Origin of the sequence: Mesorhizobium silamurunense (assembly GCF_014843905.1) — a bacterium.
Lineage (GTDB): Bacteria > Pseudomonadota > Alphaproteobacteria > Rhizobiales > Rhizobiaceae > Mesorhizobium > Mesorhizobium silamurunense.
On sequence record NZ_LPVS01000241.1, the window covers coordinates 1 to 9,005 of the forward strand.

At 62.6% G+C, this 9,005-nt stretch carries 15 protein-coding genes; 9 read left to right on the plus strand and 6 right to left on the minus strand.

The genetic code is table 11. From position 1 onward, the window contains the following. Positions 1 to 403 (minus strand): glycosyl hydrolase 108 family protein (locus AU465_RS33700; RefSeq protein ID WP_281396954.1); only part of this gene is annotated, 403 nt, incomplete at its 3' end. Positions 404 to 923: 520 nt separating this feature from the next. On the opposite strand from AU465_RS33700, the gene AU465_RS33705 reads away from it, so the two are divergent. Continuing rightward, the gene (locus AU465_RS33705) at positions 924 to 1,250 is read left to right on the plus strand and encodes a hypothetical protein (RefSeq protein WP_192257399.1); all 327 of its coding nucleotides are present in this window, start codon (positions 924 to 926) and stop codon (positions 1,248 to 1,250) included. A gap of 188 nt (positions 1,251 to 1,438) precedes the next feature. Here AU465_RS33705 and AU465_RS33710 read toward each other — a convergent pair whose 3' ends face one another. After that, entirely contained in the window at positions 1,439 to 1,579 is a 141-nt protein-coding gene (locus AU465_RS33710) for a hypothetical protein (protein ID WP_192257401.1), read from the minus strand. 4 nt (positions 1,580 to 1,583) lie between these two features. On the opposite strand from AU465_RS33710, the gene AU465_RS33715 reads away from it, so the two are divergent. The 5 genes from AU465_RS33715 to AU465_RS33735 all read left to right on the plus strand — a co-directional run bounded on the left by AU465_RS33715 (position 1,584) and on the right by AU465_RS33735 (position 3,996). After that, positions 1,584 to 1,892, plus strand: coding sequence for a hypothetical protein (locus AU465_RS33715; protein WP_192257403.1), 309 nt, complete (start codon positions 1,584 to 1,586; stop codon positions 1,890 to 1,892). A 193-nt stretch (positions 1,893 to 2,085) separates the two neighbouring features. After that, positions 2,086 to 2,355, plus strand: coding sequence for a hypothetical protein (locus AU465_RS33720; RefSeq protein WP_192257405.1), 270 nt, complete (start codon positions 2,086 to 2,088; stop codon positions 2,353 to 2,355). Positions 2,356 to 2,455: 100 nt separating this feature from the next. Continuing rightward, entirely contained in the window at positions 2,456 to 2,869 is a 414-nt protein-coding gene (locus tag AU465_RS33725; protein WP_192257407.1) for a hypothetical protein, read from the plus strand. A gap of 216 nt (positions 2,870 to 3,085) precedes the next feature. Continuing rightward, entirely contained in the window at positions 3,086 to 3,628 is a 543-nt protein-coding gene (locus AU465_RS33730) for a hypothetical protein (protein WP_192257409.1), read from the plus strand. A 62-nt stretch (positions 3,629 to 3,690) separates the two neighbouring features. Continuing rightward, on the plus strand, positions 3,691 to 3,996 hold the full coding sequence (locus AU465_RS33735; protein WP_192257411.1) for a hypothetical protein: 306 nt from the start codon (positions 3,691 to 3,693) through the stop codon (positions 3,994 to 3,996). 14 nt (positions 3,997 to 4,010) lie between these two features. Here the strand turns inward: AU465_RS33735 and AU465_RS33740 are convergent, their stop codons facing one another. Together AU465_RS33740 and AU465_RS33745 are read right to left on the minus strand one after the other, a co-directional pair. Then, on the minus strand, positions 4,011 to 4,430 hold the full coding sequence (locus tag AU465_RS33740; RefSeq protein WP_192257413.1) for a DoxX family protein: 420 nt from the start codon (positions 4,428 to 4,430) through the stop codon (positions 4,011 to 4,013). Positions 4,431 to 4,719: 289 nt separating this feature from the next. Continuing rightward, on the minus strand, positions 4,720 to 5,475 hold the full coding sequence (locus tag AU465_RS33745) for a tryptophan 2,3-dioxygenase family protein (RefSeq protein ID WP_192257415.1): 756 nt from the start codon (positions 5,473 to 5,475) through the stop codon (positions 4,720 to 4,722). Between the two features lie 142 nt (positions 5,476 to 5,617). Between AU465_RS33745 and AU465_RS33750 the strand changes: the two genes are divergently transcribed. Then, entirely contained in the window at positions 5,618 to 6,085 is a 468-nt protein-coding gene (locus AU465_RS33750) for an Lrp/AsnC family transcriptional regulator (protein WP_192257417.1), read from the plus strand. A gap of 205 nt (positions 6,086 to 6,290) precedes the next feature. Next, positions 6,291 to 6,587, plus strand: a complete 297-nt coding sequence (locus AU465_RS33755) for a hypothetical protein (RefSeq protein WP_192257419.1) — start codon at positions 6,291 to 6,293, stop codon at positions 6,585 to 6,587. On the opposite strand, the gene AU465_RS33760 is transcribed toward AU465_RS33755, so the two are convergent. Further along, on the minus strand, positions 6,566 to 6,925 hold the full coding sequence (locus tag AU465_RS33760; protein WP_192257421.1) for an SPW repeat protein: 360 nt from the start codon (positions 6,923 to 6,925) through the stop codon (positions 6,566 to 6,568). The genes AU465_RS33755 and AU465_RS33760 overlap by 22 nt on opposite strands. 427 nt (positions 6,926 to 7,352) lie before the next feature. Continuing rightward, entirely contained in the window at positions 7,353 to 8,408 is a 1,056-nt protein-coding gene (locus AU465_RS33765; protein ID WP_192257423.1) for a sensor histidine kinase, read from the minus strand. Between the two features lie 424 nt (positions 8,409 to 8,832). Here AU465_RS33765 and AU465_RS33770 point away from each other — a divergent pair, with 424 nt between their 5' ends. Next, positions 8,833 to 8,973 (plus strand): hypothetical protein, encoded by a 141-nt coding sequence (locus tag AU465_RS33770; protein WP_192257425.1) that lies wholly within the window; start codon positions 8,833 to 8,835, stop codon positions 8,971 to 8,973. Positions 8,974 to 9,005: the final 32 nt, after the last annotated feature.

Sequence of the window (9,005 nt, forward strand, 5' to 3'; positions counted from 1 at the left end):
AGGCGCTGACGGCCGGCTGTCCCGCGGCCGATGTCGGCGTCTGTGGCGGCCGGGCGGGCGCCTCAGGCTGCGCCGAGATGAGCAGCGCCTCGGCGCGCACCGAGGCGTCATCGACACGCTTTGCGATACGCGTCTCGCCTTTCTGCAGCGGCTGTCGACCTGGCCGACCTTCGGCAAGGGCTGGAGTGCGCGCGTCGACGCCGGCGGGTTTCGCCCGGGCCGCGGCGACCGTGGCCGGCCCGACGCGGCCGTCCTGTGCAACGCCGAGCACGGCCTGCAGATATTTCGCCGCCCTGCCCGGCCCGCTGTTCACGGCGAAATCGAAGACGGCGCAGTCGACGCCGTCGGGGAGTTCGGCGCCGAGCACGGCGTCCCAGTAGAAACGCCGATATCTCCCCCGCAAGGGGGAGATCGGATGTCGCAGCCGCTTTCGCCAATTGTTGGCGCAGTAGACAGTAGGTGGGGCCAGCGTGGGAATTGCTGATCTCCCCCCTTGCGGGGGAGATGGCCGGCAGGCCAGAGGGGAGTGCTGTCCCGCCAGCGTTTCAGTAGTTTGTGTGCTGATGGCAAAGAAAAACAAAACCCGCCGGGTGGCGGGTCATCGGCGCAAATCAGCACCATGGACAAAATCATAGCATAGCTGCCCTCACCGAGCAATGCCTTCTAGGCAAATTTTCCTATTATCTTTGCCCCGCCTCAACGCCCAACCGGCGAAAATGCCGACCGGGACAGGTCGCCGCAGGCGGGCATTTTTGTCGGAACCATGGGCGGCTCGGATGGTTCCCGTAGGACAATTCCAGGAAAAGCGCTCAATGATCTTTTCCAACCGGAATTGTACAAACCCCAACAGTTAGCGCAGTTCAGCGTTTTTCGGACGGCGAACTGCGCTAGTCGCGACGCGACGACCTGGAAAGGAGAAAATCATGTTTAGAACCATCCTTGCGGCTTCGGCGCTCACGATCGGTCTTGCCACGGCGGCGATGGCCCAAAGTGCCGGCCATATGGGCTCGGGCAATGCGAACGATACGACCGGCGCCGGCAGCGGCCAGACGGTCGTTCCCAATCCCGACAACAATATCGACCCGGGCACGACCGGCAGCATTTATGGCGGTCCGGCCTATGAGGACGGCATGAATTCGAATGCCGATCGGAACTGCCCGGCGAATCCGCAGGGCGCGCAGCCGGACGCCAGTCACCTGTCGCCCGGAACCACCGCGCCGAGCGTTAACGATAATCACTGCGGCAAGTAGTATCGTAGCTTCGTTGCACCGAAGGGCCGCGGAGTTCGCTCCGCGGCCTTTGGCTTGGTGCTCCTAAACGGTGGAGGGAACCGGGCTCGGGCGTGAACCGTTGCAGAAGCAAGGAAGGAGACTCCGATGGCAGACAACGAGAGCAACGAAACCAACGCGGCCAACGCAAGGAACGGAAGTTCGAAGAGTCAGACGGCGGCGAGCACGGCCCGCAGCAGCGCTGCCCGCAGCGGCAGCGCTTCGCGCAGCAACGCCAGGTCTTCAGGGGCTTCCGAAGCGGCGATGAAAAAGCAGATCGCGGAATTGAAGCGCGAGGTGAGTCGGCTCAACCGTATGCTTTCCGACCAGGCCGAGGAGGCCGCGCAAGGCTGGTATCAAGGCGCGGCTGATCGAGCCTCCGGCTTGTACAGCGGCGCGGCCGACCGGGCTTCCGATCTGTATACCGGCGCGACCGATCGTGCCTCGCGCGCGGCCAGGCAATTGCGCAGCCAGGCGCATAGCGTGTCGGAAACGGTGCAGCATAACCCCGGCACCTTCTCGACGGCGGTCGCGCTCGGCGGAGTGGTCGGCGTGCTGTTCGGCCTTGCCTTGGCCAAAAGCTCGCAGCCGGACCCCGACTGGTTCCATCGCTGGCATCGCTAAAGCGCGAGACGGCTTGGGCGCGAGACGGCTTTGCCGTCTCGTCGCTGCCTCGCGGACATGTAAGGAAGGCCGGGCCCTCGTCCCGGCCTTTTCCTCGGATCGTCCCGCCCCGCTTGGTGTGGCCGGTTGTCTCGGGCTGGTCATTAGCCGGACCTTATGGAATCATTCCGTATTGGAATCGCGGAGAGCGGGCATGGACAAACCTGCCATGGCATCCGTCTTTCGGATGCGGCATGTGCCAGCAAGCATTTCGGGCGTTCGCAGCCTGGGCCGGGGCCAGGCGGATCCGATCTTCCATTCGAGGCCGCTCGGCGAAGCCATCCGCTTCATCGCCGAGGCCGACGGCCAATACGACTTGAGCGGCGTCGCCATCTCCTATGGCGACCGCTCGACGCCGCCGCTCGGCAGCCGCGAGGTCAAGCAGCTCTGGACCGAATATGGCGAGCGCCTGATGGAGGCTTAGGTTCATGCATCGCCGGCAGTCGGCTCGCGGCGCGGCTTTCGCACATTGAGAAATTGTCGCAGTGGACCCGGCTATTTACTTGGAGTTCATCTGAACCGCCTTGTTCGCGTCATGGAATTTTGCTCGGTTCGGGCGCGATTTGATTTCAGGAGGACAGATGCGTTTCGAAATGCGTTTTGGCGCGGTGCTTCTCGGCGCCTCACTTCTGGCCGGCTGCACCAGCGCCAAGGAAGGCCAATGGAACACTGCGCAAGCGGCGATGCAGGGCAGCCCTGCCTTCAAGCGAGGAATCATCGCCGATTGCACCAAGCAAATCGGATCGCGCCGTTTGGAGGACAGGCAGACTGTGGCGAAGCTGATGAACGTCAGTATCGTCCGTGTTCCAGCCGCCTTCTGCAATCGGTTCTTCAACGCATGGGCAAGCGGCCGGCTTACCTATCGCGACATTCAGGGAATCCATTCCCAGACGGCCGACAACAGCCGCTTCGTCCGTGTCCTGCAAGGCAGAGAATAGGGTGACTGCCCGTGGCCGCCATGCATCCGGAACTCCAGCGCCTGATCGACGATTGCTACGATGCGTTTGCGCCCTACCCGCCGCCGCGTAGCCTCCATGCTTCGCCGCTCCGTGATCCCGTGGCGATCCTTGCGACGCTGACCTCGGCGCCGCTGCGCGAACTGACCGGAGAGCAGATCGGTCCTTACGCGGGCTGGGCCATGACGACAGTCGGCGATGTCACTGACTACAAGCATTTTCTGCCGCGCATCCTGGAACAGGCCGTTCGCGAGTCGCTTTGGACGGGGCACCGATCCGCCGATTATTGCCAACCGCCTGAAGATGGCCCAGTGGCAGGATTGGCCAGACGCCGAACGTGGAGCGATCCGAGCGTTGTTCGCCGGGGCCTTGTCGCAAGCCATCGAGGGGCATCCCGATAACGGGGATGATGCTGAGGACTGGATATGCGGCATCGCCATCCTCGATCTTAGGTTGTCGGCAATGCTCGATACATGGCAGGCGGCGCCGTCAATGAAAGCAACATTACAGCTGGCGACGTTTCTAATGAGGGGCAGCCTGTTCGAGGCCGATCCGGTCGAGCGCGCCTATTGGAGTTATGTCGATGCACCGGCGGTTCACCTGGTGAGGCGGTGGCTGCTCAGTGATCATATCCATCAGCGGCTGTCGTCGGCCCGCGGTTGGACTGCGCCCTCGGATGAGTGGCTGATCAACAAAGCCCTTGCCACCCAAGCAGCCCTCAGGCTGAAAAGGCCGCAATAGCTTCCCCGGATCGGAAACGTCGTTCGTGCGTTTTTAAGGCGAGGTCAATGGGAGGAAGCGCCATGAACGTCGCCAATCTGCAACTCGAGGGCCTGCTGATGGCCGTAGCCGCAATCAACCATACGTTGGTGCGCAAGGGCCTGTTGACAGTCGAGGAGATCGACATCGCGCTGCGCAAGGCCGAAGCCGTCGAGACCGGCGAGGACCGGTCCGAGGGCATGTCGGCGTCGAGCCGCGACGCCGTCAATTTCCCGATCCGCCTGCTCGAACTCGCCAACCAATGCCAGCCTGAGGCGGACATGCCGTCCTTCTCCAAGCTGGCGCGTATGGTCGGCCAGATGAAGGAGCCTTACAACGATCAGATGTGAGGCGGCGGGCCGCCTCACGCCCTGCCCGGCCAGCCCTGCCGCACTGACAGCACGCTGCCCGGTCCGTTGACGGCCGCGAAGAGCAGGCCGGCGGCGAACGGGAAATGCGACATGAAGGCGCCGAACTCGGCCTGGTCCGAGGCCCAGTGCGACGGGCCGTGGAAGGCAAAGCCGAGGAAGAGCACGTAAACCGCGGCAATCAGCGTCGCCGGGGTGAAGAAGGCGCCGGTCAGAAAGGCGATCACCAGCAGCGTTTCGAGGATCGCGGCGCACCAGGCCAGGAACAGCGGGAACGGGAAGCCGGCGGCGGCAATGTAGCCGGCGGTGGCGCCCATATCCATGAACTTGAACGCCACCCCCATCGCGAACATGGCCGCGAAGATCAGGCGAGCGATGAGAATGGCGGCGGTCTGCCAGGTCGATTGCGTTTCCACGTTTGTCCTCCGGGTTGGATGCAGTTGATGTGCTCCAAGGACGGATGGAGGGCGATGGTTCCGACAGCGAGGGGAAATTTTGTTTTTGGAGCGCCTGGTTTTCCTCGCCCCCGCCGCAGGCGGGGGAGAGGTGGCAGCGCAGCGGCCGGAGAGGCGGACAGCGCCGGCGATTGCAGGGACGACGCGCCGGACGGCGGGCCCCACCGCCAAGCTCGGCGCTTTACGAAGTCCCCTCTCCGTCGCGGCTTCGCCGCGCCACCTCTCCCCCGCTTCGCGCGGGGCGAGGAACTTAGCCGGCCTTCGCCTGCGGGGGATGGCTGATCGAATCCCGCACGGTGCCATAGGCGGCGCCCCAGCGGTCGGTCATGTCACAGCGTATGTCCCACAGCTCGGCGAAGAAGCGGTGGCGGGCGCCGCCTTCCAGGATCTCCACCGGACGGCCCTTGAGCGACTTGGCGCCCAGCCCGATCGAGCGGTGGATGAGATAGAGGTGGTTGGCGCGGAATTTCTGGAACAGCTCGTCGAACTCGATCAGCGCCTCGGCCACGACGTAGGCGTCGCCATGGTCGTAGTGCGTATCGTAGACGTCCTCGACGGAGAGCCCGCAGGCGTCGAGATAGGAGTGCTTGAAGGCCCGCCAGAGGTCCGGCGGCAGGCGCAGGATCAGCTTGAAGCCCGGCGACTCCTGGCCGCTGCCATTGCCGAGCTCGAGGCGGATCTGCTGGTATTCCTTGGGCGACATGGTTTCCAGCAAATCGAGCTGCGCCGTCATCATGCGCACCAGCCGGTGCACGCGGCCCATCAGCGTGACGATGCGGTGCGTGTCCTGCTTTTCCAAGTGGTCGAGCACGTCGACCAGCGTGTAGGCGATGAGCTTCATCCACAGTTCCTCGACCTGATGCACGATCTGGAACTGCAGCTCGTCGGCATTGACCATCTCTGCGAGCGGCTTCTGGCAAGAAAGCAGTTGGTCGCATTTCAGATAGACGCCGTAATCGCGCATTTCGGGCGCCTCGATGCGGGCGTGATAATCCGACTTGTCCATGGCTCATCTCCTCGCGCGGGGCATGGTTCGACAGATAGGCAAGGATAGCGCTTTTGGCTTGAACATTGTTCCTTTCTGTTATCCAATATATCGAAATTAGAGGACGATCGACCGCCTTTCATTGAATTTTGGAGAACGGAGCATGCTGGATGCGCTCGACCGCAAAATTGTAGCCGCCCTTGAGCGCGACGCGCGCGTCTCCTTCGGCGAGCTCGCCGAGGAGGTGGGCCTGAGCAAGACGCCGTGCTGGAAACGGGTGAAGGCGCTGGAAGACGTCGGCGTCATCCGCGGCTATTTCACCCGCATCGATCCGGCGGCGATCGGCTTCGGCATCGAGGCCTTCATCCAGGTTTCGATCGACTTCGAGGTGTCGGACGCCTTCGAGGCGGCGGTGAAGAAGCACCCGCTGATCCGCCGCTGCTATGCGACGACCGGCGAGGCCGACTATCTGTTGCAGATCGTCACCGTCGACATGCGGGCGCTGGACAGGATGCTGCGCGAGGAGCTCAGCCGGCTGCCCGGCGTGCGCCGCACCGTGACCTCGATGGCGATGCGCGAGATCAAGGGCGACATCTCGTTTGCCGAAGCGGCGGGGCATGCGCTGAGGTAGACGCGGTGCGGAATGATCGAGCCGTCGGCAGGACAGAGGGAGGCGCGAAGAAACGCTGCAATCAGTATTCGGAGGTCAGGTCAGGCCGGGCTCCGCACGGACAGCGGGCTCAGACTCCCGCGCCGCCTCTTCCTTCTCGGCATCGGCCTTGCGCTTCGGGCACGCCTCGAAATCATGGTCGCGGCCGCCGCAATAGGAGCAGCATTTGGCGGGTGTATCGGGCTGGAGCATCGAGGCCATTCCCAAGAATGCACGAAAAGGTTTCCCGTTGCAGCAATTGCGTGAAGCCGCTGCAACCGCCCGTTCAGCCCAATGCCCCCTCTATGTTTTGCGCAATTCCTACGGAAACCGCAGCGCGATTTCCTGGAATTGCTTTTTGTCTTTCACGCAATTCCGGATGGAAAACCGCTATGCACTTTTCCTGGAATTGCTTTTAAAGGAGCTCGCCGCTCGCGCGGCGGGCTCCCGCTCAATCACCGCTCACGCGTGGGCGTGGGGATGACGGACGTCCCAGACGGCCCAGGCCGACGCCGCGACCACAAGCACGCCGAGGACGACATGTGTGATCATTACATTCCTGTCAGCCGCAAAGCCCAGGAGCCAGGGCGACGCGATCAGCCAGAGCCCGAGGACCAGATTTACCCATTCTTCCCACTCGGCGAACACCGAAAGCGTTGCCAGGGCAAGCGCACCGAGCAGGACGCCGACAATCCAGGCGTTCCACGCGGGCATCATTGCCGCGGTGAATCCGATGACCCATGGTGAGATGAACAGGCAGATCGCGAGGACCAGGGTAACCCAGTCCTTGCTCTTCCGTTCTTCCATCAGTTTGCTTGCCATGACAACCTCCATCGATGAAGCTTGACCAAAAGCAACTGCATTCGCGTGCAATACGCACGCTCTGTTAATTGATGTAATACATTTTTACGGGCCGGCAAGGGGACAGACCCTGCGGCAGCCGTGGGTTGCATGCGCCGTGGCGTCTCCCTATCTGCCCTCGATGGCAAAACTCGTCGCGCTCGGCGTGGTTGTCCTGACGATCGTCGAGGCCGTCAGCGAACTTTGGCGTTTTTGGAAAATGGGGCTGTCCGCGCGTAGCCGGCGCACCTATGCGCCAATACCGATGCTGGACGAAACGGAAGGCGTGCCAACCCAGCGTCGCCAAGCGAAGGCGGCACGACGAGGCTGGATATGCCCGAAAAATCCACGCCGGAGTGGGCCAGTCGTCCCCCTGCGGAAAATGCCTTCGAGGTACGGAACGGGCCTGTCAACCGTTGAAATCGCTTCCGTTTTCGGCGCCCAGCTGCGGCACGACGATGGCCTCGAGCGGCGCCGTCAGCGACCATTTCATCTGGCCAGGCGAACGTTCGAGGCTGGAGGCGCCGCCGAGCGCTTGCGGCGCCACGCGCTGCAACACCACCGTGCCAAAGCCCTTGCGCGCCGCCTCATTAGGCTCGCCGTTGCCGGTATCGGTATTCGACGTCTCCTCCCAGACAAGGTGAAACCGGCGCTGCGCCTCCGGACCGGTCTCGACCGTCCAGGTGATCCCGACATGACCGCCCTCGCCCGCCAGCGCGCCATATTTTGACGAGTTGGTGCCGAGCTCGTGGAAGGCCATGCCGAGATTCTGCACGGCGTTCGACTGCAGCGTCAGCAAGGGACCGGAGAGCGAAATGCGCTCCTCGTGACCGAACGGTTTCAGATGTTCCTGGATGAGGTCGAACAGGCTCGCTCCTGCCCATTCCGAAGTGACCAGAAGATCGTGCGAGCGCGACAGCGCCATAATGCGGGCGCGGATCATGTCCTCGAACTCGCTGGGATTGGCAGAGCGCTTGCTGGTTTCCCTCACCATCGACAGGATCACCGCAAACTGGTTCTTCACGCGATGGTTGACCTCGCGCATCAAGAGCCGGATGCGGCGCTCGCTCTCCTTGGCGGCGGTGATATCGCGGGCGATCGTGGACGCGCCGACAATATCGCCCGAAGGGTTCCTGATCGGCGAAACCGTGACTGAAACAGCAACGAGCGAGCCGTCCTTCCGCTTTCGCATCGTGTCAAAGCTCGCCACGCCCTGGCCTCCGCGGATGCGGCCAATGATGTCGGCCTCTTCGTCATGCAGATGCTCTGGGATGAGAAGCAGCATCGATTGGCCGATGGCTTCCTCCGCGCTGTAGCCGAACATGCGTTCGGCCGCGCGGTTCCAGTCGGTGATGATGCTGTTCAGGTCCTTGCCGATAATGGCGTCGAACGAGGAATCGATGATGGCAGCTAGCCGCGCATTGGCGCTCGCATCCTGTCGAAATCTTCCCCCGCTGGTCGTCATTGGCACTAGTTAGAGCGCGATTGAATCAAGGCAACGGCCTAAACCTTGGAATTACAAGTACTTCCTTCGGCCTTGTCTGTCGACGGCACACCGAAATCCTCTGACCTCACGCCGGCCTCGCCTGGAAGAAACCTTTTACCGCGAGAACCCGGTGCAGCAGCTCGCCCACCGCGGCATCGGGAACGGTGGCTGTCTCGACCGTGGCCCATGAACGCCGTCACCGAGACGAACCCTAAGCGCCCGTGCGACCCAAACCGGTTGGCGAAGTCGATTGTCGATCCGGCGACTGACAGCGTCGGCGAGCAACCGCGTATATCCGACCTACCAGGGCGCCTTGGGGCCTAATCCGTTCAACTCAAAATTTATTGACTCGACCCAACGGAGATTACATTTTTGTGGATGGTCTTCTTAGGGAGAGTTGGCCATGAGGCACGGGGTTGTGGCGAGCCCTGAAGCTGTTGAGATGATGGTTCGGGTGCTGGACGCCTATTGCAACCACGCTGGTATCGTGAGCCGCGCCGAACGTGAAGATGTGGCGGTGATCATCCTAGTGGATGGAATCTAACACTTGGTGCCCACGTTTGACGGCGGCAATGA

Excerpts from the sequence above, each read along its gene's own strand:
- AU465_RS33735 (WP_192257411.1), top strand. The coding sequence starts at position 3,691 with ATGAACGTCGCCAATCTGCAACTCGAGGGCCTGCTGATGGCCGTAGCC.
- AU465_RS33745 (WP_192257415.1), bottom strand. The coding sequence starts at position 5,475 with ATGGACAAGTCGGATTATCACGCCCGCATCGAGGCGCCCGAAATGCGC.
- AU465_RS33720 (WP_192257405.1), top strand. The coding sequence starts at position 2,086 with ATGGACAAACCTGCCATGGCATCCGTCTTTCGGATGCGGCATGTGCCA.
- AU465_RS33765 (WP_192257423.1), bottom strand. The coding sequence starts at position 8,408 with ATGACGACCAGCGGGGGAAGATTTCGACAGGATGCGAGCGCCAATGCG.
- AU465_RS33715 (WP_192257403.1), top strand. The coding sequence starts at position 1,584 with ATGCTTTCCGACCAGGCCGAGGAGGCCGCGCAAGGCTGGTATCAAGGC.
- AU465_RS33770 (WP_192257425.1), top strand. The coding sequence starts at position 8,833 with ATGAGGCACGGGGTTGTGGCGAGCCCTGAAGCTGTTGAGATGATGGTT.
- AU465_RS33750 (WP_192257417.1), top strand. The coding sequence starts at position 5,618 with ATGCTGGATGCGCTCGACCGCAAAATTGTAGCCGCCCTTGAGCGCGAC.
- AU465_RS33760 (WP_192257421.1), bottom strand. The coding sequence starts at position 6,925 with ATGGCAAGCAAACTGATGGAAGAACGGAAGAGCAAGGACTGGGTTACC.
- AU465_RS33705 (WP_192257399.1), top strand. The coding sequence starts at position 924 with ATGTTTAGAACCATCCTTGCGGCTTCGGCGCTCACGATCGGTCTTGCC.
- AU465_RS33730 (WP_192257409.1), top strand. The coding sequence starts at position 3,086 with ATGTCACTGACTACAAGCATTTTCTGCCGCGCATCCTGGAACAGGCCG.